Below are 24,147 nucleotides of genomic sequence, written 5' to 3'. Positions count from 1 at the left end.
GCTAAGGAGAGAATAATGGCAGGCGTGTTGTTAACCGGTTTTGAACCCTTTGATGGCGAGACGGTTAACCCTTCATGGGAAGTGGTGAAGCTGCTGGACGGGATGATGATTGCCGGGCAGCCGGTGATCGCCCGCCAGCTCCCCTGTGTGTTTGGCGAGGCGCTGTCGGTGCTCTACGCGGCGATAGAAGACCTGCAGCCGAGGCTGGTCATTGCTGTGGGGCAGGCCGGTGGTCGCGTCGATATCAGCGTTGAACGTGTGGCTATCAATGTCGATGATGCGCGCATTCCCGATAACAACGGCCAGCAGCCTGTCGACACGCCGATCGTCGACGGGGGGCCGGCGGCGTGGTTCAGCACCTTACCGATCAAAGCGATCGTCAGCGCGTTGCGCGATCGTGGGATCCCGGCTTCGGTCTCCCAAACCGCCGGCACCTTCGTCTGCAATCACGTGATGTATGGTTTGCTACATAAGCTGCAGGAGCAGGCTGGCGTCAGGGGCGGCTTTATCCATATTCCATGGCTACCGGTGCAGGCGGCGGCCCATCCCGGCGAACCGAGTATGGCGACCGCCACCGTGCGGGAGGCGCTGGAAACGGCCATTGCCGTGGCGCTGCGCCAGTCGGTGGATAGTAAACTGGGCGGCGGCGCCACCCATTAACAGAAGGATGACAGTATGCCGGAAGGTCCGGAGATCCGCCGCGCGGCGGATAAACTGGAGGCGGCAATCAAAGGCGAACCTTTAACCGACGTCTGGTTCGCCTTTCCCCAGTTGCAACCCTACCAAACCTCGCTGATGGGTCAGCGGGTTACCCATATTGACACCCGGGGGAAAGCCCTGCTGACCCACTTCTCCGGCGGGTTGACTCTGTACAGCCATAATCAGTTGTACGGTGTCTGGCGCGTGGTTGACGCCGGGGAACAGCCCGCCTCTAACCGGGTGCTGCGCGTCAGGCTGCAGACCGCACGCAAGGCGATTTTACTCTATAGCGCCTCGGACATTGAAATGCTCACGGCGGAGCAGGTTGCCCATCACCCGTTTTTACTGCGCGTCGGACCGGATGTACTGGATATGACGTTAACCGCGGAGGAGGTGAAAGCGCGGCTGCTGTCGACCAAATTCCGCCATCGTCAGTTTTCCGGCCTGCTGCTGGATCAGGCTTTTCTGGCCGGGCTCGGTAACTATCTGCGGGTGGAGATCCTCTGGCAGGTGGGATTAAGCGGAAAGCGTAAAGCCGCTGAACTGAGCGATAGTCAGCTGGATGCGCTGGCGCACGCGCTGCTGGATATCCCGCGGCTTTCTTATCGAACCCGCGGCCAGGCGAATGACAACAGGCATCACGGCGCGCTGTTTCGCTTTAAGGTCTTCCATCGTGACGGGGAGAGGTGCGAGCGCTGTGGGGGGGGGATTGAGAAGACGACACTCTCCTCACGGCCGTTTTACTGGTGTCCCGGATGCCAGCATTAAGCCGGCTGTCAGGGAGATAAAAAAACGCGCCAGTTGGCGCGTTTATTGTTATCCGGTACGACAAGATTACCGCTTAATGTCAGACTGGTAATCGCGTTTGGTGTAGCCGGTGTACAACTGACGCGGACGGGCGATCTTCATGCCATCGTTGTGCATTTCGTTCCAGTGCGCAATCCAGCCCACGGTACGCGCCATGGCGAAGATAACGGTAAACATGGAGGACGGAATACCCATCGCTTTCAGGATGATACCGGAGTAGAAGTCGACGTTCGGGTAAAGTTTCTTCTCGATGAAGTACGGGTCGTTCAGCGCGATATGCTCCAGCTCCATGGCCACCTGCAGCAGGTCGTCTTTAGTGCCCAGCTCTTTCAGCACTTCATGGCAGGTTTCACGCATCACAGTGGCGCGCGGGTCGTAGTTCTTGTAAACACGATGGCCGAAGCCCATCAGGCGGAAAGAGTCATTTTTGTCTTTCGCACGACGGACAAATTCCGGAATGTGTTCAACGGAGCTGATCTCTTCCAGCATTTTCAGCGCCGCTTCGTTGGCGCCGCCGTGTGCCGGTCCCCACAGGGAGGCGATACCCGCTGCGATACAAGCGAACGGGTTAGCGCCGGAGGAGCCGGCGGTACGTACCGTCGAGGTCGACGCGTTCTGCTCGTGATCGGCGTGCAGGATCAGAATACGATCCATCGCGCGCTCAAGCACCGGATTGACTTCATACTCTTCGCACGGTGTGGCGAACATCATGCGCAGGAAGTTGCCGGCGTAGGAGAGGTCGTTGCGCGGATAAACAAACGGCTGGCCGATAGAATACTTGTAACACATGGCTGCCATGGTTGGCATTTTGGACAGCAGACGGTAGGCAGCAATCTCGCGGTGACGCGGGTTATTCACGTCGAGGGAGTCATGATAGAAAGCCGCCAGGGCGCCAGTGATCCCGCACATCACCGCCATCGGGTGGGAATCGCGACGGAACGCATGGAACAGACGGGTGATCTGCTCATGAATCATGGTGTGGCGGGTGACGGTGGTTTTGAATTCGTCATATTCGGCCTGAGTCGGTTTTTCACCGTACAGCAGAATATAACAAACTTCGAGATAGTTAGATTCGGTCGCTAACTGGTCGATCGGGAAGCCGCGGTGCAGCAGGATCCCCTCGTCACCATCGATAAACGTAATTTTAGATTCACAAGAAGCGGTGGATGTGAAACCTGGGTCAAAAGTAAATACGCCTTTTGAACCAAGACTACGAATATCAATAACATCCTGACCGAGCGTGCCTTTTAGCACATCCAGTTCAATAGCAGTGTCACCACCCAGGGTGATTTTTGCTTTAGCATCAGACATTTATGGTCTCCTTAGCGCCTTTATTGCTTAAGACTGCCGGGTGGTGGATTTGCTTTCGGCCCGCGCCTGCATACGTTACCAGTTTGTTATGTTGCACACAGCTCTGCGTCAGCGAAAAGGGCAGGGTACAGAGCAACGGCGCTTGATGGTACGTCCTTCAGGGCTGCGGTGAAACAACAGCAAATCAGCGTTTTAGCAGTCCGAATATTAAAACCTATATACCACTAATAACTGTCCTGATTACATCGGTCAATACTGACACACTGTTACATAACTTATTCTCAGGTGAAAGAGTGACCCCATAACTTTTGAGCATTATTGCATTTAACTGGTAATGGTTGTAACAAGAATGTTTAATATTTGTCAAATCAGGTGATTAAAAATTAAAAAAATGTTGTTATCGTGACCTTGATCACTGTTCCGGAGAAAACCCAACAAACTATATGTAGGTTAATTGTAATGATTTTGTGAACGGCCTATACTGCGGCCAGGTCTCCGGAACACCCTGCAATCCCGAGCCACCCAGCGTTGTTTAGTGATGTTTTAATGCCTGAAAAGACGTTTTAACATGACTTCTGGTTATAGAAAGGACGCTGTCTGACCCGCAAGCAGACCGGAGGAAGGAAACAATAAGAACAGCATGTGGGCGTTATTCATGGTAAGAAATGTGAAAAAACAAAGACCTGTCAATCTGGATCTACAAACGATACGGTTCCCAATCACGGCGATAGCGTCCATTCTCCATCGCGTTTCCGGTGTCATCACCTTCGTGGCGGTCGGAATTCTGCTTTGGTTGCTGGGCACCAGCCTTTCCTCCCCTGAAGGTTTTCTGACGGCGGCCTCGATCATGGATAGCTTCTTTGTGAAGTTCATCATGTGGGGCATTCTCACCGCACTGGCCTATCATGTCGTTGTCGGTATCCGCCATCTGATGATGGACTTTGGCTACCTGGACGAAACCCTCGAAGCAGGGAAACGTTCCGCCAAAATCTCTTTTGTTATTACTGTCGTGCTTTCACTTCTCGCAGGAGTCCTCGTATGGTAAGCAACGCCTCAGCACTGGGACGCAACGGCGTACATGACTTTATTCTGGTCCGTGCTACCGCCATCGTTCTGACCCTCTACATCATCTACATGGTTGGCTTCTTCGCCACCACCGGTGAAATCTCATGGGAAGTGTGGACCGGATTCTTTGCCTCCGGTTTCACTAAAGTCTTCACTCTGCTGGCTCTCGTCTCCATTCTCATCCATGCCTGGATCGGGATGTGGCAGGTGTTAACGGACTACGTTAAACCACTGGCCCTGCGCCTGGTTCTGCAACTGGCTATCGTTGTGGCGCTGGTGGCTTACGTTCTTTATGGATTTGTTGTGGTGTGGGGTGTGTAATGAAATTGCCAGTCAGAGAGTTTGATGCTGTTGTTATCGGTGCCGGCGGCGCAGGCATGCGCGCGGCGCTACAAATTTCCCAGAGCGGACAGACCTGTGCACTGCTCTCCAAAGTGTTCCCTACCCGTTCCCATACCGTTTCTGCGCAGGGTGGTATCACCGTCGCGCTCGGTAACTCCCATGAAGATAACTGGGAATGGCATATGTACGACACCGTAAAAGGGTCGGACTATATTGGCGACCAGGACGCCATCGAATATATGTGTAAGACCGGCCCGGAAGCGATTCTTGAGCTGGAACATATGGGCCTGCCGTTCTCCCGTCTTGACGACGGCCGTATTTATCAGCGCCCGTTCGGCGGCCAGTCGAAAAACTTCGGCGGCGAGCAGGCGGCACGCACCGCGGCGGCGGCTGACCGTACCGGCCACGCGCTGTTGCACACCCTGTATCAGCAGAACCTGAAAAACCACACCACTATCTTCTCCGAATGGTATGCCCTCGATCTGGTGAAAAACCAGGACGGCGCGGTGGTCGGTTGTACCGCCCTGTGCATCGAGACCGGCGAAGTGGTCTACTTTAAAGCCCGCGCCACCGTGCTGGCGACCGGTGGCGCAGGCCGTATCTATCAGTCCACCACCAACGCCCACATCAACACCGGTGACGGCGTCGGGATGGCCATCCGCGCAGGCGTTCCTGTGCAGGATATGGAAATGTGGCAGTTCCACCCGACCGGTATCGCCGGGGCAGGGGTGCTGGTCACCGAAGGTTGCCGCGGCGAAGGCGGATACCTGCTGAACAAACACGGCGAGCGCTTTATGGAGCGTTATGCGCCGAACGCGAAAGACCTGGCGGGTCGTGACGTGGTGGCGCGTTCCATCATGATCGAAATTCGTGAAGGTCGCGGCTGCGATGGACCGTGGGGCCCGCATGCGAAACTGAAACTGGATCACCTGGGTAAAGAGGTTCTGGAATCTCGTCTGCCAGGTATCCTCGAGCTGTCCCGTACCTTTGCTCACGTCGATCCGGTTAAAGAGCCGATTCCGGTTATCCCAACCTGCCACTACATGATGGGCGGTATTCCGACCAAAGTCACCGGCCAGGCGCTGACCGTGAATGAGAAGGGCGAAGACGTGGTGATCCCGGGTCTGTTCGCGGTAGGCGAAATTGCCTGCGTATCGGTACACGGCGCCAACCGTCTGGGCGGCAACTCACTGCTGGACCTGGTGGTCTTCGGCCGCGCGGCGGGCCTGCATCTGCAGGAGTCCATCGCCGAGCAGGGCGCCCTGCGCGCAGCCAGCGAATCCGATGTCGAAGCCTCTCTGGACCGTCTCAACCGCTGGAACAACACCCGCTCCGGCGAAGACCCGGTTGCTATCCGCAAAGCGTTGCAGGAATGTATGCAACATAACTTCTCGGTATTCCGTGAAGGCGATGCGATGCACAAGGGCCTGGAGCAGCTGAAAGTGATCCGCGAGCGTCTGAAAAATGCGCGCCTGGACGATACTTCCAGCGAGTTCAACACCCAGCGCGTCGAGTGCCTGGAGCTGGATAACCTGATGGAAACCGCCTATTCAACGGCCGTATCCGCCAACTTCCGTACCGAAAGCCGTGGCGCCCACAGCCGCTTCGACTTCCCGGATCGTGATGATGAAAACTGGCTGTGCCATTCCCTGTATCTGCCAGAGTCGGAATCCATGACGCGTCGTAGCGTCAACATGGAACCGAAACTGCGTCCGGCATTCCCGCCGAAGATTCGTACTTACTAATGCGGAGACAGGAAAATGAAACTCGAGTTTTCAATTTATCGCTATAACCCGGATGTTGACGACGCTCCGCACATGCAGGATTACACCCTCGAAGCGGAAGAAGGTCGCGACATGATGCTGCTGGATGCGCTGATCCAGTTGAAAGAAAAAGATCCGTCGCTGTCGTTCCGCCGCTCCTGCCGTGAAGGGGTTTGCGGTTCCGATGGCCTGAACATGAACGGGAAAAACGGTCTGGCGTGCATCACGCCGATCTCCGCGCTGAATCAGCCGGGCAAGAAGATTGTTATCCGTCCGCTGCCAGGATTACCGGTTATCCGTGATTTGGTGGTAGACATGGGGCAATTCTATGCACAATATGAGAAGATTAAGCCTTACTTGTTGAATAATGGGCAAAATCCTCCGGCTCGCGAGCATCTGCAGATGCCCGAGCAGCGTGAGAAACTCGATGGTCTGTACGAGTGTATTCTGTGCGCATGTTGTTCAACCTCCTGCCCGTCGTTCTGGTGGAACCCGGACAAGTTCATCGGCCCGGCAGGCCTGTTGGCCGCGTATCGCTTCCTGATCGACAGTCGCGATACTGAAACCAGCGAGCGCCTGGACGGCCTGAGCGATGCTTTCAGCGTATTCCGCTGTCACAGCATTATGAACTGCGTCAGTGTGTGTCCTAAAGGGCTTAACCCGACGCGCGCCATCGGCCATATTAAGTCGATGCTGCTGCAGCGCAGCGCGTAAGCAACACGGTCTGTCCCGGATGGCGCTTGCGCTTATCCGGGCTACCAAAGCAGTAACCCCGGTAGCGTTTGTGCCACCGGGAAATGAATACCCTAAATAATTCGAGTTACAGGAAGGCGGCGACGCAGCGAATCCCCAGGAGCTTACTCAAGTAAGTGACTGGGGTGAGTGAGGAAAGCCAACGCACATGTAACTTGAAGTATGAAGGGGATAGCAGGAAATCTTTAAAAACCGCCACAAGATGTACCAGTAATCGAGGCGTTCAGTGCGAGGTAAGGCGGCAACTGAGCGCATCCCCGGGAGCATAGTGAACTATGTGACCGGGGTAAGCGAAGGCAGCCAACGCAACCGCAGCCTGAACGCTGAAGATTAATGGCAGTTTTTAAAGGTTCCTTAGCGGATCGAAACCACAACTCGTCCGCAAAAAGTGAACCCCGGCACGTGCACTCGGTGTGCGTGGTAGTTTCTACGGCGAAATAAGCATAAAAATGCTTAAGGGATCACGATGCAGAACGGCGCAATGAAAGCCTGGCTGGACTCTTCTTTCCTCTCTGGTTCGAACCAGAGCTGGATAGAACAGCTCTATGAAGACTTCTTAACCGATCCTGACTCTGTTGACGCCAACTGGCGTTCGATGTTCCAGCAGTTACCTGGCACCGGAGTTAAACCGGATCAATTCCATTCCAAAACACGTGATTATTTCCGTCGACTGGCGAAGGATGCCTCACGTTACACTTCTTCGATTTCCGACCCTGACACCAATGTGAAGCAGGTTAAAGTCCTGCAGCTCATCAACGCATACCGTTTCCGTGGCCACCAGCATGCGAATCTCGATCCGCTGGGGTTGTGGAAGCAAGAGAGAGTGGCGGATCTTGATCCGGCCTACCACGATCTGACCGAGGCCGATTTCCAGGATAGCTATAACGTAGGTTCATTTGCCATCGGTAAAGACACGATGAAGCTGGGCGAGTTGATTGCCGCCCTCAAGCAAACCTACTGCGGCTCTATCGGCGCGGAATACATGCATATCACCTCTACTGAGGAAAAACGCTGGATCCAGCAGCGTATTGAATCGGTAGCGGGTAAAGCGAGCTTCACCGCGGCAGAGAAAAAACGCTTCCTCAGTGAACTGACCGCTGCAGAAGGGCTGGAACGCTACCTCGGCGCTAAATTCCCGGGGGCGAAACGCTTCTCGCTGGAAGGCGGTGATGCCCTGATCCCGATGCTCAAAGAGATGATCCGCCATGCAGGCAAAAGCGGCACCCGAGAAGTGGTGCTGGGCATGGCACACCGCGGCCGTCTGAACGTGCTGGTCAACGTGCTGGGTAAAAAACCGCAGGACCTGTTCGACGAATTCGCGGGCAAACATAAAGAACACCTCGGCACCGGCGATGTGAAGTACCACATGGGCTTCTCTTCCGATATGGAAACCGAAGGCGGTCTGGTTCACCTGGCGCTGGCGTTTAACCCGTCGCACCTGGAAATCGTCAGCCCGGTGGTTATCGGTTCCGTACGCGCCCGTCTGGATCGTCTGGACGAGCCAAGCAGCAACAAAGTTCTGCCTATTACTATTCACGGCGACGCCGCCGTTACCGGCCAGGGCGTGGTTCAGGAAACCCTGAACATGTCGAAAGCCCGCGGTTACGAAGTCGGCGGTACCGTGCGCATCGTTATCAACAACCAGGTTGGCTTTACCACCTCCAACCCGCTGGATGCGCGTTCTACGCCATACTGTACCGATATCGGTAAGATGGTTCAGGCGCCGATTTTCCACGTTAACGCGGATGACCCGGAAGCCGTTGCTTTCGTTACCCGTCTGGCGCTGGATTTCCGTAATACCTTCAAACGCGATGTCTTCATCGACCTGGTGTGCTACCGCCGTCACGGCCACAACGAAGCCGACGAGCCGAGCGCTACCCAGCCGCTGATGTACCAGAAAATCAAAAAGCATCCGACCCCGCGCAAAATCTATGCTGACAAGCTGGAGCAGGACAAAGTCGCGACGCTGGAAGACGCGACCGAGCAGGTTAACCTTTACCGCGATGCGCTGGATGCCGGCGAGTGCGTGGTGGAGGAGTGGCGTCCGATGAATATGCACTCCTTTACCTGGTCTCCCTACCTTAACCACGAGTGGGATGAGAGCTATCCGGATAAAGTGGAGCCAAAACGTCTGCAAGAGCTGGCCAAACGCATCAGTACGGTGCCGGAAGGTATCGAAATGCAGTCTCGTGTGGCGAAAATCTACGGCGATCGCCAGCTGATGGCCGCCGGTGAGAAGATGTTCGATTGGGGCGGTGCCGAAAACCTGGCTTACGCCACTCTGGTTGACGAAGGCATTCCGGTGCGTCTGTCCGGCGAAGACTCCGGTCGTGGCACCTTCTTCCACCGTCATGCGGTTATTCATAACCAGAGCAACGGTTCTACCTATACCCCGCTGCAGCACGTGCACAACGGCCAGGGCCAGTTCCGCGTCTGGGACTCGGTGCTGTCTGAAGAAGCCGTGCTGGCGTTCGAATACGGTTACGCCACCGCAGAACCGCGTACGCTGACCATCTGGGAAGCGCAGTTCGGCGACTTCGCCAACGGCGCGCAGGTGGTCATTGATCAGTTCATCTCCTCTGGCGAACAGAAATGGGGCCGGATGTGTGGTCTGGTGATGCTGCTGCCGCACGGCTACGAAGGGCAGGGTCCGGAGCACTCCTCCGCGCGTCTGGAACGTTATCTGCAGCTGTGCGCTGAGCAGAACATGCAGGTTTGCGTCCCGTCCACCCCGGCACAGGTTTACCATATGCTGCGTCGTCAGGCACTGCGCGGTATGCGCCGTCCGCTGGTGGTGATGTCGCCGAAGTCTCTGCTGCGCCACCCGCTGGCGGTCTCCAGCATGGACGAACTGGCGAACGGCACCTTTATGCCGGCCATCGGCGAAATCGACGATCTCGATCCGCAAGCCGTGAAGCGCGTCGTACTGTGCTCTGGTAAGGTTTACTATGACCTGCTGGAACAGCGTCGCAAAAACGAGCAAAAAGATGTCGCCATCGTGCGTATCGAACAGCTCTACCCGTTCCCGCATCAGGCGGTGCAGGAAGCGCTGAAAGCTTACTCGCACGTACACGATTTTGTCTGGTGCCAGGAAGAGCCGCTCAACCAGGGCGCATGGTACTGCAGCCAGCACCACCTTCGTGAAGTAGTTCCATTTGGGGCCTCTCTGCGTTATGCAGGCCGCCCGGCCTCCGCCTCTCCGGCGGTAGGGTACATGTCCGTTCACCAGAAACAGCAACAAGATCTGGTCAATGACGCGCTGAACGTCGATTAATTAAAGGATACACAATGAGTAGCGTAGATATTCTGGTTCCCGACCTGCCTGAGTCCGTAGCTGACGCAACCGTCGCCACCTGGCATAAAAAACCGGGCGACGCGGTCGTCCGTGACGAAGTTCTGGTCGAAATCGAAACTGACAAAGTGGTACTGGAAGTACCGGCATCAGCGGACGGCATTCTGGATGCAGTGCTGGAAGACGAGGGCGCTACCGTCCTGTCTCGCCAGATCCTTGGCCGCCTGCGTGAAGGCAACAGCGCAGGTAAAGAAACCAGCGAAAAAGCGGACGCGAAAGCGTCCACCCCGGCGCAGCGCCAGCAAGCCTCTCTGGAAGAGCAGAACAATGACGCGCTCAGCCCGGCGATCCGTCGTCTGCTGGCGGAACACAACCTCGATGCCGCTGCCATCAAAGGCACCGGCGTGGGTGGACGTCTGACTCGTGAAGACGTCGAGAAGCATCTGGCGAAAGCCCCGGCGGCGGCTGAAGCCAAAGCGCCAGCGGCTACCGCGGCGGCAGCACCAGCGCCGCAGCTGGGTCACCGCTCAGAAAAACGCGTCCCGATGACCCGTCTGCGTAAACGCGTGGCCGAGCGTCTGCTGGAAGCGAAAAATTCCACCGCCATGCTGACGACCTTTAACGAAGTCAACATGAAGCCGATTATGGATCTGCGTAAGCAGTACGGCGATGCCTTCGAAAAACGTCACGGTATCCGTCTGGGCTTCATGTCCTTCTACGTGAAAGCGGTTGTTGAAGCGCTGAAACGCTACCCGGAAGTGAACGCTTCCATCGACGGCGACGACGTGGTTTACCACAACTACTTCGACGTCAGCATGGCAGTATCCACTCCGCGCGGCCTGGTAACCCCGGTTCTGCGTGACGTTGACCTGCTGGGCATGGCGGACATCGAAAAGAATATTAAAGAGCTGGCAGTGAAAGGCCGTGACGGCAAGCTGACCGTAGATGACCTGACCGGCGGTAACTTCACCATTACCAACGGCGGCGTTTTCGGTTCCCTGATGTCCACGCCGATCATCAACCCACCGCAGAGCGCCATTCTGGGTATGCATGCCATTAAAGACCGTCCGATGGCGGTGAATGGCAAGGTAGAGATCCTGCCGATGATGTACCTGGCGCTCTCCTACGACCACCGTCTGATCGATGGGCGTGAATCGGTTGGCTTCCTGGTGGCGATTAAAGAGCTGCTGGAAGATCCGACTCGTCTGCTGCTGGACGTGTAGTCAGTAATAGTATGACTTACCGTAGGCCGGATAAGGCATTTATATGCCGCCATCCGGCGTTGATGAGATGCCTGATGGCGACGCTAGCGCGTCTTATCAGGCCTACAGGTTTAAAGATAATTACACCCTGAAGGATGGACTGAACACATGAACTTACATGAATATCAGGCAAAACAACTTTTTGCCCGCTATGGCTTACCGGCGCCGGTGGGTTATGCCTGTACTACTCCGCGTGAAGCAGAAGAAGCCGCTTCAAAAATCGGTGCGGGTCCGTGGGTAGTGAAATGTCAGGTTCACGCTGGTGGCCGCGGTAAAGCGGGCGGTGTGAAAGTAGTTAAGAGCAAAGAAGAGATCCGCGCATTTGCTGAACACTGGCTGGGCAAACGCCTGGTGACCTACCAAACAGATGCCAATGGCCAGCCGGTAAACCAGATTCTGGTGGAAGCGGCGACCGATATCGATAAAGAACTGTACCTCGGCGCGGTCGTTGACCGTAGCTCCCGTCGCGTGGTGTTCATGGCGTCTACTGAAGGCGGTGTGGAAATCGAAAAAGTCGCGGAAGAAACCCCGCACCTGATCCACAAGATCGCTATCGATCCGCTGGCGGGCCCGATGCCTTACCAGGGGCGCGAACTGGCGTTCAAACTGGGTCTGGAAGGTAAACAGGTTCAGCAGTTCACCAAGATTTTCATGGGGCTGGCGACCATTTTCCTGGAGCGCGACCTGGCGCTGATCGAAATTAACCCGCTGGTTATCACCAAACAGGGCGACCTGATCTGCCTCGACGGTAAACTGGGCGCTGACGGCAACGCACTGTTCCGCCAGCCGGATCTGCGCGAAATGCGCGACCAGTCTCAGGAAGACCCGCGTGAAGCGCAGGCGGCACAGTGGGAACTGAACTATGTGGCACTGGATGGCAACATCGGCTGCATGGTTAACGGCGCAGGCCTGGCGATGGGCACCATGGACATCGTTAAGCTGCACGGCGGCGAACCGGCTAACTTCCTCGACGTAGGTGGCGGCGCGACCAAAGAGCGCGTGACTGAAGCGTTCAAAATCATCCTTTCTGATGACAATGTGAAAGCGGTGCTGGTTAACATCTTCGGCGGTATCGTACGTTGCGACCTGATCGCTGACGGTATCATCGGTGCGGTAGCGGAAGTTGGGGTTAACGTTCCGGTCGTGGTTCGTCTGGAAGGTAACAACGCCGAACTGGGCGCGAAAAAACTGGCTGACAGCGGCCTGAATATTATTGCAGCGAAAAGTCTGACGGACGCAGCACAGCAGGTTGTTGCCGCAGTGGAGGGGAAATAATGTCAGTTTTAATTAATAAAGATACCAAGGTTATCTGCCAGGGCTTCACCGGTAGCCAGGGGACCTTCCACTCTGAACAAGCGATCGCTTATGGTACGCAAATGGTTGGCGGCGTGACGCCAGGCAAAGGCGGCACCACCCATCTGGGTCTGCCGGTGTTCAACACCGTACGCGAAGCCGTTGAAGCGACCGGCGCCACCGCGACCGTTATCTACGTTCCGGCACCGTTCTGCAAAGACTCCATTCTGGAAGCAATCGACGCGGGCATTAAGCTGATTATCACCATCACCGAAGGTATCCCGACGCTGGATATGCTGACTGTGAAAGTGAAGCTGGACGAAGCGGGCGTACGCATGATTGGCCCGAACTGCCCAGGCGTTATCACCCCGGGCGAGTGCAAAATCGGCATCATGCCTGGCCACATTCACAAGCCGGGTAAAGTGGGCATCGTTTCCCGTTCCGGTACCCTGACTTATGAAGCGGTTAAGCAGACGACCGACTACGGTTTCGGCCAGTCTACCTGCGTCGGTATCGGCGGCGACCCGATCCCGGGCTCCAACTTCATCGATATCCTGAAGCTGTTCCAGGAAGATCCGCAGACCGAAGCGATCGTGATGATCGGTGAGATCGGCGGCAGCGCGGAAGAAGAAGCGGCAGCCTACATCAAAGAGCACGTGACCAAGCCGGTTGTCGGCTACATCGCGGGCGTGACCGCGCCGAAAGGCAAGCGTATGGGCCACGCTGGCGCCATCATCGCTGGCGGTAAAGGTACTGCTGATGAGAAATTTGCCGCTCTGGAAGCCGCCGGTGTGAAAACCGTTCGCAGCCTCGCCGATATCGGCGAAGCGCTGAAAGCTATCATCAAGTAAACCCTCTCTGCTTCTCCGCAAGCAGAAATCTGTCCGATTTCGACATGGTTGGCCACCGTCAGGTGGCCTTTTTTATGGGCGTTATCCGCCTTGCCGGGAAAGTCGCTGAACCGGCGGATTGTCTGTCCCGCGAAAAACCTTACCTATCATATTGATTTTATGAATTATTTCATGAATATTATCTCGGCAGTGTTGTCGCTGAAGAAAATAATTTCGCAGTGGCTGACAGGCAAGGGTTTGAGACAGAGAAAAAAACAGCAGGAGAGGGCGTAAGAAAACAGGAAAAATACTGTGAGCAGTCTAGCATTATTTAGATCGGCTCATTTTTTTTCATTTTTTTTCCTCGGCGTTAAATAATATTACCTATGATTCTCATATCTCTCTTTTCAGTAACCAATCAAGGCATACTTTAAACACAGCATTAACATTAAATTCACCAATATTCTTTATTGAGCTACATAATTAACACGTAGAGTAAAAATTGATTTATATCAATGCTTAATGCTTGGAAAAATCCTTCAAAAAACGTTAAATTGTCGCAAGTCAAATTGGCCTAAACCGGCCATCTTCGCTATATATTGATCACCGTCGAAAAATGTAAAACTGGAACAATAAAAACATATTTATTGTAAGGTTATTGCGGCGTAATATATTGGGGAATCAATTGGGTTTTCGTTAACGTATTTGTAACCTTATCGTGGCGTGGCTTCACTTTCAGTTGAAACGTGCTGCGGACGGGCAACAAATAACATTTGTATTGGGGCATGCGTATGAACCAGAGCTTCTCGGTTCATTTTCGGAGTCTTCATGCGATGAGCAAGGAGTCATGATGTTAGATATAGTCGAACTGTCGCGCTTACAGTTTGCCTTGACCGCGATGTACCACTTCCTTTTTGTGCCGCTAACGCTCGGTATGGCGTTCCTGCTGGCCATCATGGAAACGGTTTACGTCCTTTCCGGCAAACAGATTTATAAAGATATGACCAAGTTCTGGGGCAAGTTGTTTGGTATCAACTTTGCGCTGGGTGTGGCGACCGGTCTGACCATGGAGTTCCAGTTCGGGACTAACTGGTCGTATTACTCACACTACGTGGGCGATATCTTCGGTGCGCCGCTGGCCATTGAAGGTCTGATGGCCTTCTTCCTCGAATCCACCTTTGTAGGTCTGTTCTTCTTCGGTTGGGATCGTCTGGGTAAAGTTCAGCACATGGCGGTCACCTGGCTGGTCGCGCTGGGCTCCAACCTCTCCGCGCTGTGGATCCTTGTCGCCAACGGCTGGATGCAGAACCCTATCGCATCGGACTTCAACTTCGAAACCATGCGTATGGAGATGGTCAGCTTCTCTGAACTGGTGCTCAACCCGGTCGCCCAGGTGAAGTTCGTGCACACCGTGGCGTCTGGTTATGTCACCGGCGCGATGTTCATCCTGGCCATCAGCTCCTGGTATATGCTGAAAGGCCGCGACTTTGCCTTTGCTAAGCGCTCCTTTGCCATCGCCGCCAGCTTCGGTATGGCAGCGATCCTCTCCGTTATTGTGCTGGGTGACGAATCCGGTTACGAAATGGGTGACGTGCAGAAAACCAAACTGGCGGCTATCGAAGCAGAGTGGGAAACCCAGCCTGCGCCGGCGGCCTTTACCCTGTTTGGTATTCCCGATCAGAATGCGCAGACCAACCACTTCGCGATCCAAATCCCTTACGCGCTGGGCATCATCGCCACCCGCTCGGTGGATAAGCCGGTTATCGGCCTGAAGGATCTGATGGTTCAGCACGAAGAGCGTATCCGTAACGGGATGAAAGCGTACGCGCTGCTGGAGCAGCTGCGCGCCGGTTCGACCGACCAGGCCATTCGCGACCAGTTCAACAGCGTGAAGAAAGACCTCGGCTATGGCCTGCTACTGAAGCGCTATACTCCGAACGTTGCTGACGCCACGGAAGAGCAGATCGCCAAAGCGACCAAAGACTCTATTCCAAGCGTCGCACCGCTGTACTTCGCCTTCCGTATCATGGTGGCGTGCGGCATCCTGATGCTGTTGATTATCGGCGCCTCCTTCTGGAGCGTGATTCGTAACCGCATTGGCGAGAAAAAATGGCTGCTGCGCGCCGCGTTCTTTGGTCTGCCGCTGCCGTGGATTGCCGTGGAGTCAGGCTGGTTTGTTGCCGAATATGGCCGTCAGCCGTGGGCGATTGGTGAGGTCCTGCCGACGGCGGTGGCCAACTCGTCGCTGACCGCGGGCGATCTGATCTTCTCAATGTTGCTGATCTGCGGTCTGTACACGCTGTTCCTGGTGGCTGAACTGTTCCTGATGTTCAAGTTTGCCCGCAAAGGACCTAGCAGCCTGAAAACCGGCCGCTATCACTTTGAACAGTCCTCTGCGGCTATTCAGTCGGCACGCTAAGACAGGAGTCGTCAAATGATCGATTATGAAGTATTGCGTTTTATCTGGTGGCTGCTGATTGGCATTCTGCTGATTGGCTTCGCTGTCGCCGACGGGTTCGACATGGGGGTGGGCATGCTCACCCGTTTCCTCGGCCGTAACGACACCGAGCGTCGGATTATGATCAACGCCATCGCCCCGCACTGGGACGGTAACCAGGTGTGGCTCATCACCGCCGGCGGCGCGCTGTTCGCGGCGTGGCCGATGGTTTACGCCGCGGCGTTCTCTGGCTTCTATGTGGCGATGATTCTGGTACTGGCCTCGCTGTTCTTCCGTCCGGTAGGTTTTGACTACCGTTCCAAGATCGAGGACACCCGCTGGCGCAACATGTGGGACTGGGGCATCTTCATCGGTAGCTTCGTGCCGCCGCTGGTGATTGGTGTGGCCTTCGGCAACCTGCTGCAGGGCGTGCCGTTCCACGTCGATGAATACCTGCGTCTGTTCTATACCGGTAACTTCTTCCAGCTGCTGAATCCGTTTGGTCTGCTGGCCGGTATCGTCAGCGTGGCGATGATCCTGACTCAGGGCGCCACCTACCTGCAGATGCGTACCGTAGGCGAACTGCACCTGCGTACCCGCACCGTTTCCACGGTGGCGGCGCTGGTGACGCTGGTCTGCTTCGCGCTGGCGGGCGTGTGGGTCTACTACGGCATCGACGGCTATGTGGTCAAATCGGTAATGGATCATAGCGGCCCGTCTAACCCGCTGACTAAAGAAGTGGTGCGTGAAGCCGGTGCATGGATGGTGAACTTTAATAACATGCCAGCGCTGTGGGCCGTTCCTGCCCTGGGCGTGGTGCTGCCGCTGCTGACCGTCGTCTCGACTAAAGCGGATAAAGGCGCATGGGCATTCCTGTTCTCCTCGCTGACCCTGGCCTGCATCATTCTGACCGCCGGTATTGCGATGTTCCCGTTCATCATGCCGTCCAGCACCATGCTGAACGCCAGCCTGACGATGTGGGACGCGACTTCCAGCCAGCGGACGCTGAACCTGATGACCTACGTGGCGATTATCTTCGTGCCAATCATTCTGGCCTACACCAGCTGGTGTTACTGGAAGATGTTTGGCCGCATCACGCGCGAAGACATCGAAAAGAACACCCACTCGTTGTACTAAGGTAAGGAGCTATATATGTGGTACTTCGCATGGATTTTGGGAACGCTTCTTGCCTGTGCCTTTGGGGTGATTACCGCGCTGGCGCTTGAGCACGTGGAAGCCACCAAAGCAGGTAAAGAAGAACACTGATGAGTATTATCGTGATGCGATATACGAAATCATTCGGGTTGCATCGAGGCGGCAAGTCTGTGAATCCCCAGGAGCTTACACCAGTAAGTGACTGGGGTAAGCAGACGTAGCCAACAAAGAGGCGACGTGAATGATAAAGTATATGTATGCGATAATGGACAAGCGCCCGTTAAGGGCGCTTTCCTTATTGATGGCGCTGCTGCTGGCAGGCTGCATTTTCTGGGATCCGTCGCGCTTTGCGGCGAAGACCAGCGAGCTGGAAATCTGGCATGGTTTCTTGCTGATGTGGGCGGTTTGCAGCGGCGTTATTCACGGCGTGGGCTTCCGTCCGCGTGCCGTTCACTGGCAGGGGATTTTCTGTCCGCTTATCGCTGATATTGTGCTCGCTTTAGGTCTCTTCTTTTTCTTCTTTTGAATAAGAGATCTCTGTTAATGGTATGGGCTTGCATAAGCCCATAAAAATTTACGCCCCGTTTACTTTCCCCCATTCCAAACCACCTTTCCCGCGCGTATAGTAGCGAAGTTTGAAAGCTCTAACCTTTTTTTGCATTACCGGGATGTAAAGTGAATACAACGCTGTTTCGATGGCCGGTTCGGGTCTACTACGAAGATACCGACGCCGGTGGTGTGGTTTACCACGCCAGTTACGTCGCTTTTTATGAAAGAGCACGCACAGAGATGCTGCGCCACCATCACTTTAGTCAACAGGTTCTGTTGGCTGAACGCGTTGCCTTCGTGGTTCGCAAAATGACGCTGGAGTATTTTGCCCCCGCCAGACTCGACGACATGCTCGAAGTCCAGACGGAAATTACCTCGATGCGCGGCACCTCTTTGGTTTTCACGCAGCGAATCGTCAACGCCGAGAATACAGTGTTAAACGAAGCTGAGGTTCTCATTGTGTGCGTTGATCCACTCTTAATGAAGCCACGTGCGCTTCCCAAGTCTATTGTCGCGGAGTTTAAGCAGTGACTGACATGAATATCCTTGATTTGTTCCTGAAGGCGAGCCTTCTGGTTAAACTTATCATGTTGATTTTGATTGGTTTTTCTATCGCTTCCTGGGCTATCATTATTCAGAGAACGCGTATCCTCAACTCGGCCGTGCGTGAAGCTGAAGCGTTCGAGGACAAATTCTGGTCCGGGATCGAACTGTCCCGTTTGTATCAGGAGAGCCAGGGGCGTCGCGATAATCTGACCGGTTCGGAGCAAATCTTCTACAGCGGCTTCAAAGAGTTTGCGCGCCTGCATCGGGCCAACAGCCATGCGCCGGAAGCGATTGTCGAAGGGGCATCGCGCGCGATGCGTATTTCGATGAACCGCGAACTGGAAACGCTGGAGACGCATATCCCGTTCCTCGGCACCGTAGGTTCCATCAGCCCGTATATCGGTCTGTTTGGTACCGTCTGGGGGATCATGCACGCTTTTATCGCCCTTGGCGCGGTGAAGCAGGCCACCCTGCAGATGGTGGCACCGGGTATCGCCGAAGCGCTGATCGCCACCGCGATCGGTCTGTTCGCTGCTATCCCGGCGGTCATGGCGTATAACCGCCTGAACCAGCGCGTGAACAAACTGGAACTGAACTACGACAACTTTATGGAAGAGTTCACCGCCATTCTGCACCGTCAGGCCTTTACCACCAGCGAAAGCAATAAGGGGTAAGCCATGGCCAGAGCACGTGGACGCGGACGTCGCGAACTGAAGTCCGAGATCAACATCGTTCCGCTGCTGGATGTCCTGTTGGTGCTGTTGCTGATCTTTATGGCAACGGCGCCGATCATTACGCAGAGCGTGGAAGTCGATCTGCCGGACGCCACGGAATCGCAAGCGGTGAAAAGCAATGACGATCCGCCGGTGATTGTAGAAGTCTCCGGGGTAGGGCAGTACAGCGTGAAAGTGGGGCAGGAGACGCTGTCCCAGCTGCCGCCGGAGCAGGTGATTGCCGAAGCGAAGCGACGTCTTGAAGCCAATGAGAAAACGGTGTTCCTGATCGGCGGTGCGAAAGACGTCCCTTACGATGAAATTATTAAAGCGCTGAACCTGTTGCATAGTGCAGGGGTTAAATCGGTCGGCTTGATGACCAAACCTATTTAATCGCTTCAGGTATGTGCGTCCGCGCGGCGTCCGGTGGCGAGTATCGCTCGCCGTCGGTGCGTATCGCGGGTACAGGCGAACAGTTTTTGGGAACCGATAGTGTCAAAGGCAACCGAACAAAACGACAAGCTTAAACGAGCGATCATCATTTCAGTCGCGCTGCACATCATTCTGATCGCGCTGCTGATCTGGAGTTCGTTTGACGAGCATCTGGATGCCTCTGCCGGCGGCGGCGGGGGATCGTCCATTGATGCCGTCATGGTCGATCCCGGGGCGGTGGTAAATAACTATAACCGTCAGCAACAGCAGCAGGCCAGCGCACGTCGCGCCGCTGAACAGCGTGAAAAACAGGCGCAGCAGCAGGCGGAAGAGTTACGTGAGAAACAGGCGGCGGAACAGGAACGGCTGAAACAGCTCGAACAGGAGCGACTGCAGGCGCAGGAAGCGGCGAAAGAAGCGAAGGAGCAGCAGAAGCAGGCTGAGGAAGCGGCTGCCAAGGCCGCCGCGGCGGCGAAAGCCAAAGCGGATGCGCAGGCTAAAGAAGCGCAGGAAGCAGCAGCCAAAGCGGCTGCCGACGCAAAAGCGAAGGCGGATGCCCAGGCAAAAGCGGCTGAGCTGGCAGCGGCTAAAGCCGCCGCTGACGCGAAGAAACAGGCCGATGCCGCCGCCGCGAAAGCGGCAGCCGATGCGAAGAAACAGGCGGAAGCCGAAGCGGCGAAAGCCGCAGCAGAGGCGCAGAAGAAAGCGGAAGCGGCAGCGGCGAAGAAAGCGCAGCAGGAAGCAGAGAAGAAGGCCCAGCAGGAAGCGGCCAAGCAAGCCGCGGCTGAAAAAGCGGCTGCAGAAAAAGCCGCCGAAAAAGCCGCCGAAAAAGCAGCTGAGAAAGCCGCCGCTCAAAAAGCGGCCGCAGAGAAGGCCGCCGCCGAGAAAGCCGCCGCAGCTGAAAAAGCGGCGGCAGCCAAAGCGGCTGCGGCTGAGAAGGCAGCTGCCGATAAAGCGGCCAAAGCGGCAGCAGCAAAAGCGGCAGCAGCGAAGAAAGCGGCCGCTGCGAAAGAAGCGGACGGCGTTGATGACCTGCTCGGCGATCTGAGTTCGGGTAAGAATGCGCCTAAGACAGGCGGTGGGGCCAAAGGCAGTGGTCAGCCAGCGAAAGATAGCGGAACCTCTGGTGCCAACGGTGGCGCTACGGGAGCCGATATCAGTTCCTATGCGAAGCAAATACAAATGGCGATTCAAAGCCGCTTGTATGATGCAAGCCTCTATCAAGGCAAGCGTTGCGTATTGCATATTAACCTGGCTGCTGATGGTACGTTAAAGGACATAACGTCCGAAGGCGGCGACCCTGCTCTGTGTCAGGCAGCTTTAACGGCAGCCAAAACGGCGACTATTCCTAAACCGCCAAGTCAGGCTGTTTATGAGAAAATAAAAAATGCCACACTAGACTTTAAACTGTAATGATTTTTCCCCGAATAATCGGGGAAAACAATCTATCGTAGTCACAGGGTTTTGGTAGTTTTGTGTATTTGAGTTTGTTAACATTCTGCTAAATTATCGTGGGCTTTCCGCCCGGATAAGGGAGATATGATGAAGCAGGCATTACGAGTAGCATTTGGTTTTTTAATGCTGTGGGCAGCGGTGCTGCACGCAGAAGTACGTATCGAGATCACCCAGGGGGTGGACTCGGCACGCCCTATCGGCGTGGTACCGTTCCAGTGGGCTGGCCAGGGGGCTGCGCCTGAAGATGTCGGCGGTATCGTGGCAGCTGACCTGCGCAACAGCGGTAAATTCAACCCGCTGGATCGCTCGCGTCTGCCGCAGCAGCCGACCAGTGCCCAGGAAGTGCAGCCTGCTGCCTGGTCTGCGCTGGGTATTGACGCCGTGGTCGTCGGTCAGGTCACCTCAAACCCGGATGGTTCTTATCAGGTGGCGTATCAGCTGGTGGATACCGGCGGCGCGCCGGGCACAACGCTGGCACAAGGCTCTTTCAAAGTAACTAAACAGTATCTGCGCTATGCCGCGCATACTGCCAGTGACGCGGTATTTGAAAAGCTGACCGGTATTAAAGGCGCATTCCGTACTCGTATTGCCTACGTGGTGCAGACCAACGGTGGTCAGTTCCCGTACGAGCTGCGCGTCTCCGATTATGATGGCTACAACCAGTTCGTGGTTCACCGTTCCTCCCAGCCGCTGATGTCCCCGGCCTGGTCTCCGGACGGTTCTAAACTGGCTTACGTGACCTTTGAAAGCGGACGTTCTGCGCTGGTGGTGCAGACCTTGGCGAACGGCGCTGTGCGTCAGATCGCCTCCTTCCCGCAGCATAACGGCGCGCCGGCGTTCTCACCGGATGGTTCTAAACTGGCCTTCGCACTGTCGAAAACCGGTAGCCTGAACCTGTACGTGATGGATCTGGGCTCGGGTCAGATTCGTCAGGTGACTAACGGTCGCAGCAACAACACCGAACCTAGCTGGTTCCCGGACAGCCAGAACCTGGCCTTCACCTCTGACCAGGCCGGTCGTCCGCAGGTGTATAAAGTCAACATCAATGGCGGCACGCCGCAGCGTATCACCTGGGAAGGTTCACAGAACCAGGACGCCGACGTGAGCGCAGATGGTAAAACGATGGTAATGGTCAGCTCGGCCGGCGGTCAGCAGCACATTGCCAAACAAGATCTGGAAGCGGGTGGTGTACAGGTTCTGTCATCAACGTTTTTAGACGAAACGCCAAGTCTGGCACCTAACGGCACTATGGTAATCTACAGCTCTTCTCAGGGGATGGGATCCGTGCTGAATCTGGTTTCTACAGATGGGCGTTTCAAAGCGCGTCTTCCGGCAACTGATGGACAGGTAAAATCACCTGCCTGGTCGCCGTATCTGTAATAATAAATAATTGATTATTAAAGGAATCAAAGAAATGCAACTGAACAAAGTGCTGAAAGGGCTGATGATCGCTCTGCCGGTTATGGCAATCGCGGCATGTTCTTCTAACAAGAACGCCAGCAACGACCAGAGCGGTGAAGGCATGTTGGGTGCCGGCACTGGTATGGACGCTAACGGTAACGGCGGCAACATGTCTTCTGAAGAGCAAGCTCGTCTGCAGATGCAGCAGCTGCAGCAGAACAACATCGTTTACTTCGATCTGGACAAGTACGATATCCGTTCTGACTTCGCTGCCATGCTGGACGCGCACGCTAACTTCCTGCGTAGCAACCCGTCCTACAAAGTGACTGTAGAAGGTCACGCGGATGAGCGCGGTACACCGGAATACAACATCGCTCTGGGTGAGCGTCGTGCTAACGCCGTTAAGATGTATCTGCAGGGCAAAGGTGTTTCTGCCGATCAGATCTCCATCGTTTCTTACGGTAAAGAAAAACCAGCAGTACTGGGTCATGACGAAGCGGCATATGCCAAAAACCGTCGCGCCGTACTGGTTTACTAAGAGAATTGCATGAGCAGTAACTTCAGACATCATTTATTGAGTCTGTCGTTACTGGTTGGCATAGCGGCCCCCTGGGCCGCTTTTGCTCAGGCGCCAATCAGTAGTGTCGGCTCAGGCTCGGTCGAAGACCGCGTCACTCAACTCGAGCGTATTTCCAATGCTCACAGCCAGCTTTTAACCCAACTCCAGCAACAACTCTCTGATAACCAGACTGACATTGATTCTCTCCGTGGCCAGATCCAGGAGAACCAGTATCAGCTGAATCAGATCGTTGAGCGCCAGAAGCAGATTCTGCTGCAGATAGACAGTCTGAGCAGCGGTGGCGGCGCAGCGGCAGCATCAGGTGCGCAGGCTCCGTCGTCTTCTGGCGATCAGAGCGCGGCTGCCACCAGCGCAGCGCCAGCGGCCTCGTCAGGCGCCCCGGCGATGACGGGCGATGCGAACACCGATTACAATGCGGCGGTTGCCCTGGTGAAGGATGCTTCACGCCAGGATGACGCCATGGTGGCGTTTCAGAACTTCGTTAAAAAGTACCCGGATTCAACTTATCAGCCGAACGCCAACTACTGGCTCGGACAGTTGAACTACAACAAGGGGAAAAAAGACGATGCGGCGTTTTACTTCGCCTCGGTGGTGAAGAACTACCCGAAATCGCCTAAAGCGCCCGACGCCATGTTTAAGGTCGGCGTGATCATGCAGGACAAAGGTGATACCGCAAAAGCGAAAGCGGTTTACCAGCAAGTGATCAGTAAATTCCCCGGCACCGACGGTGCAAAACAAGCGCAAAAACGTCTCAATGCTCTTGGTTGATTACGGCATGACCAGAAATCGCGTTATTTCTGGTCTTGTCGCCTGAATCACCAGCAGTTAAGTGATCTTTATCGAAATTTTAGTTGCGCTGAATTCTGAAATCAGTAATATATGCCGCCGTTGCCAAGGGATATCAAACAAGCCCAAAGCGATGCCAGAGTGGGTCGTTAGCTCAGTTGGTAGAGCAGTTGACTTTTAATCAATTGGTCGCAGGTTCGAATCCTGCACGACCCACCAATCGTTCTGGTGGAACGCGATAGTAAAACGTGAAGGATAACGTTGCGACAGCAACGGCCCATAGGGCGAGGCGAAGCCGAGTCATCCTGCACGACCCACCATTTAGCAGTATCCAGCGTAGTATCGGGTGATTAGCTCAGCTGGGAGAGCACCTCCCTTACAAGGAGGGGGTCGGCGGTTCGATCCCGTCATCACCCACCACCGGGTCGTTAGCTCAGTTGGTAGAGCAGTTGACTTTTAATCAATTGGTCGCAGGTTCGAATCCTGCACGACCCACCAATCGTTCTGGTGGAACGCGATAGTAAAACGTGAAGGATAACGTTGCGACAGCAACGGCCCATAGGGCGAGGCGAAGCCGAGTCATCCTGCACGACCCACCATTTAGCAGTATCCAGCGTAGTATCGGGTGATTAGCTCAGCTGGGAGAGCACCTCCCTTACAAGGAGGGGGTCGGCGG

Annotated in this window: 22 protein-coding genes and 3 tRNA genes; 24 read left to right on the top strand and 1 reads right to left on the bottom strand. The window is 55.3% G+C overall.

Going from position 1 to position 24,147, the window contains the following annotated elements:
• Positions 1-15 precede the first annotated feature (15 nt).
• The gene (gene pcp / locus CWM61_RS15985) at positions 16-660 is read left to right on the top strand and encodes a pyroglutamyl-peptidase I (protein ID WP_074386514.1); all 645 of its coding nucleotides are present in this window, start codon (positions 16-18) and stop codon (positions 658-660) included.
• A 15-nt stretch (positions 661-675) separates the two neighbouring features.
• Complete coding sequence (gene nei / locus CWM61_RS15980; RefSeq protein WP_074386513.1) at positions 676-1,467, top strand: endonuclease VIII; 792 nt, start codon at positions 676-678, stop codon at positions 1,465-1,467.
• Between the two features lie 66 nt (positions 1,468-1,533).
• Here the strand turns inward: nei and gltA are convergent, their stop codons facing one another.
• Positions 1,534-2,817, bottom strand: coding sequence for a citrate synthase (gltA, locus tag CWM61_RS15975; RefSeq protein WP_061155315.1), 1,284 nt, complete (start codon positions 2,815-2,817; stop codon positions 1,534-1,536).
• Between the two features lie 640 nt (positions 2,818-3,457).
• Here gltA and sdhC point away from each other — a divergent pair.
• From sdhC to CWM61_RS15850, 22 genes are all read left to right on the top strand, one after another.
• A complete protein-coding gene (sdhC, locus tag CWM61_RS15960) occupies positions 3,458-3,862 on the top strand; it encodes a succinate dehydrogenase cytochrome b556 subunit (RefSeq protein ID WP_004142216.1) in 405 nt (134 codons plus the stop codon).
• Positions 3,856-4,203: a succinate dehydrogenase membrane anchor subunit gene (gene sdhD / locus CWM61_RS15955; RefSeq protein WP_002894949.1), complete on the top strand. Its 348-nt coding sequence runs from the start codon at positions 3,856-3,858 to the stop codon at positions 4,201-4,203. Before sdhC ends, sdhD begins: the two co-directional genes overlap by 7 nt.
• Positions 4,203-5,969 (top strand): succinate dehydrogenase flavoprotein subunit, encoded by a 1,767-nt coding sequence (gene sdhA, locus CWM61_RS15950; protein ID WP_061155313.1) that lies wholly within the window; start codon positions 4,203-4,205, stop codon positions 5,967-5,969. Before sdhD ends, sdhA begins: the two co-directional genes overlap by 1 nt.
• Before the next feature lie 15 nt (positions 5,970-5,984).
• On the top strand, positions 5,985-6,701 hold the full coding sequence (gene sdhB / locus CWM61_RS15945) for a succinate dehydrogenase iron-sulfur subunit SdhB (protein WP_002894954.1): 717 nt from the start codon (positions 5,985-5,987) through the stop codon (positions 6,699-6,701).
• Between the two features lie 505 nt (positions 6,702-7,206).
• A complete protein-coding gene (gene sucA, locus CWM61_RS15940) occupies positions 7,207-10,014 on the top strand; it encodes a 2-oxoglutarate dehydrogenase E1 component (RefSeq protein WP_061155312.1) in 2,808 nt (935 codons plus the stop codon).
• Between the two features lie 14 nt (positions 10,015-10,028).
• Positions 10,029-11,255 (top strand): 2-oxoglutarate dehydrogenase complex dihydrolipoyllysine-residue succinyltransferase, encoded by a 1,227-nt coding sequence (gene odhB, locus CWM61_RS15935; protein ID WP_061155311.1) that lies wholly within the window; start codon positions 10,029-10,031, stop codon positions 11,253-11,255.
• Positions 11,256-11,402: 147 nt separating this feature from the next.
• Positions 11,403-12,569, top strand: a complete 1,167-nt coding sequence (gene sucC / locus CWM61_RS15930) for an ADP-forming succinate--CoA ligase subunit beta (RefSeq protein WP_002895039.1) — start codon at positions 11,403-11,405, stop codon at positions 12,567-12,569.
• Complete coding sequence (gene sucD, locus CWM61_RS15925) at positions 12,569-13,438, top strand: succinate--CoA ligase subunit alpha (RefSeq protein WP_004885990.1); 870 nt, start codon at positions 12,569-12,571, stop codon at positions 13,436-13,438. The genes sucC and sucD overlap by 1 nt, the downstream gene beginning before the upstream one ends.
• A gap of 829 nt (positions 13,439-14,267) precedes the next feature.
• Positions 14,268-15,836 (top strand): cytochrome ubiquinol oxidase subunit I, encoded by a 1,569-nt coding sequence (gene cydA / locus CWM61_RS15920; protein WP_061155310.1) that lies wholly within the window; start codon positions 14,268-14,270, stop codon positions 15,834-15,836.
• A gap of 15 nt (positions 15,837-15,851) precedes the next feature.
• A complete protein-coding gene (cydB, locus tag CWM61_RS15915) occupies positions 15,852-16,991 on the top strand; it encodes a cytochrome d ubiquinol oxidase subunit II (protein ID WP_074386512.1) in 1,140 nt (379 codons plus the stop codon).
• A 15-nt stretch (positions 16,992-17,006) separates the two neighbouring features.
• Positions 17,007-17,120 carry a cytochrome bd-I oxidase subunit CydX gene (cydX, locus tag CWM61_RS15910; RefSeq protein WP_004100325.1) on the top strand — a complete coding sequence of 38 codons (114 nt, stop codon included), beginning with the start codon at positions 17,007-17,009 and terminating at the stop codon, positions 17,118-17,120.
• A gap of 130 nt (positions 17,121-17,250) precedes the next feature.
• Positions 17,251-17,535: a cyd operon protein YbgE gene (ybgE, locus tag CWM61_RS15900; protein WP_008805691.1), complete on the top strand. Its 285-nt coding sequence runs from the start codon at positions 17,251-17,253 to the stop codon at positions 17,533-17,535.
• Positions 17,536-17,684: 149 nt separating this feature from the next.
• Positions 17,685-18,089 (top strand): tol-pal system-associated acyl-CoA thioesterase, encoded by a 405-nt coding sequence (gene ybgC, locus CWM61_RS15895; RefSeq protein WP_002895056.1) that lies wholly within the window; start codon positions 17,685-17,687, stop codon positions 18,087-18,089.
• Positions 18,086-18,778 (top strand): Tol-Pal system protein TolQ, encoded by a 693-nt coding sequence (gene tolQ, locus CWM61_RS15890; RefSeq protein ID WP_074386511.1) that lies wholly within the window; start codon positions 18,086-18,088, stop codon positions 18,776-18,778. Before ybgC ends, tolQ begins: the two co-directional genes overlap by 4 nt.
• A 3-nt stretch (positions 18,779-18,781) precedes the next feature.
• Positions 18,782-19,210 (top strand): colicin uptake protein TolR, encoded by a 429-nt coding sequence (gene tolR / locus CWM61_RS15885; protein WP_002895061.1) that lies wholly within the window; start codon positions 18,782-18,784, stop codon positions 19,208-19,210.
• A 99-nt stretch (positions 19,211-19,309) separates the two neighbouring features.
• Positions 19,310-20,662, top strand: a complete 1,353-nt coding sequence (gene tolA / locus CWM61_RS15880; RefSeq protein WP_100631538.1) for a cell envelope integrity protein TolA — start codon at positions 19,310-19,312, stop codon at positions 20,660-20,662.
• Positions 20,663-20,791: 129 nt separating this feature from the next.
• Complete coding sequence (gene tolB, locus CWM61_RS15875; RefSeq protein ID WP_023288877.1) at positions 20,792-22,084, top strand: Tol-Pal system beta propeller repeat protein TolB; 1,293 nt, start codon at positions 20,792-20,794, stop codon at positions 22,082-22,084.
• A 34-nt stretch (positions 22,085-22,118) separates the two neighbouring features.
• Positions 22,119-22,643, top strand: coding sequence for a peptidoglycan-associated lipoprotein Pal (gene pal, locus CWM61_RS15870; protein ID WP_002895068.1), 525 nt, complete (start codon positions 22,119-22,121; stop codon positions 22,641-22,643).
• A 9-nt stretch (positions 22,644-22,652) separates the two neighbouring features.
• Positions 22,653-23,453: a cell division protein CpoB gene (gene cpoB / locus CWM61_RS15865; RefSeq protein WP_061155305.1), complete on the top strand. Its 801-nt coding sequence runs from the start codon at positions 22,653-22,655 to the stop codon at positions 23,451-23,453.
• A gap of 161 nt (positions 23,454-23,614) precedes the next feature.
• A tRNA-Lys gene (locus tag CWM61_RS15860) sits at positions 23,615-23,690 on the top strand.
• A gap of 125 nt (positions 23,691-23,815) precedes the next feature.
• Positions 23,816-23,891 (top strand) — tRNA-Val (locus tag CWM61_RS15855).
• Positions 23,892-23,893: 2 nt separating this feature from the next.
• Positions 23,894-23,969 (top strand) — tRNA-Lys (locus CWM61_RS15850).
• The last annotated feature ends 178 nt before the right edge of the window (positions 23,970-24,147 follow it).

This window comes from Klebsiella sp. K-Nf6 (assembly GCF_002806655.1).
Taxonomy (GTDB): Bacteria; Pseudomonadota; Gammaproteobacteria; order Enterobacterales; family Enterobacteriaceae; genus Klebsiella; species Klebsiella variicola.
The sequence above is the reverse complement of the archived record's forward strand: the minus strand, read 5'-3'. Positions and strand labels throughout refer to the sequence as shown.

Bases quoted from the DNA above. Each gene is read 5' to 3' on its own strand.
- pcp (WP_074386514.1), top strand. From the start codon at position 16: ATGGCAGGCGTGTTGTTAACCGGTTTTGAACCCTTTGATGGCGAGACG.
- nei (WP_074386513.1), top strand. From the start codon at position 676: ATGCCGGAAGGTCCGGAGATCCGCCGCGCGGCGGATAAACTGGAGGCG.
- gltA (WP_061155315.1), bottom strand. From the start codon at position 2,817: ATGTCTGATGCTAAAGCAAAAATCACCCTGGGTGGTGACACTGCTATT.
- sdhC (WP_004142216.1), top strand. From the start codon at position 3,458: ATGTGGGCGTTATTCATGGTAAGAAATGTGAAAAAACAAAGACCTGTC.
- sdhD (WP_002894949.1), top strand. From the start codon at position 3,856: ATGGTAAGCAACGCCTCAGCACTGGGACGCAACGGCGTACATGACTTT.
- sdhA (WP_061155313.1), top strand. From the start codon at position 4,203: ATGAAATTGCCAGTCAGAGAGTTTGATGCTGTTGTTATCGGTGCCGGC.
- sdhB (WP_002894954.1), top strand. From the start codon at position 5,985: ATGAAACTCGAGTTTTCAATTTATCGCTATAACCCGGATGTTGACGAC.
- sucA (WP_061155312.1), top strand. From the start codon at position 7,207: ATGCAGAACGGCGCAATGAAAGCCTGGCTGGACTCTTCTTTCCTCTCT.
- odhB (WP_061155311.1), top strand. From the start codon at position 10,029: ATGAGTAGCGTAGATATTCTGGTTCCCGACCTGCCTGAGTCCGTAGCT.
- sucC (WP_002895039.1), top strand. From the start codon at position 11,403: ATGAACTTACATGAATATCAGGCAAAACAACTTTTTGCCCGCTATGGC.
- sucD (WP_004885990.1), top strand. From the start codon at position 12,569: ATGTCAGTTTTAATTAATAAAGATACCAAGGTTATCTGCCAGGGCTTC.
- cydA (WP_061155310.1), top strand. From the start codon at position 14,268: ATGTTAGATATAGTCGAACTGTCGCGCTTACAGTTTGCCTTGACCGCG.
- cydB (WP_074386512.1), top strand. From the start codon at position 15,852: ATGATCGATTATGAAGTATTGCGTTTTATCTGGTGGCTGCTGATTGGC.
- cydX (WP_004100325.1), top strand. From the start codon at position 17,007: ATGTGGTACTTCGCATGGATTTTGGGAACGCTTCTTGCCTGTGCCTTT.
- ybgE (WP_008805691.1), top strand. From the start codon at position 17,251: ATGATAAAGTATATGTATGCGATAATGGACAAGCGCCCGTTAAGGGCG.
- tolR (WP_002895061.1), top strand. From the start codon at position 18,782: ATGGCCAGAGCACGTGGACGCGGACGTCGCGAACTGAAGTCCGAGATC.
- tolB (WP_023288877.1), top strand. From the start codon at position 20,792: ATGAAGCAGGCATTACGAGTAGCATTTGGTTTTTTAATGCTGTGGGCA.
- pal (WP_002895068.1), top strand. From the start codon at position 22,119: ATGCAACTGAACAAAGTGCTGAAAGGGCTGATGATCGCTCTGCCGGTT.
- cpoB (WP_061155305.1), top strand. From the start codon at position 22,653: ATGAGCAGTAACTTCAGACATCATTTATTGAGTCTGTCGTTACTGGTT.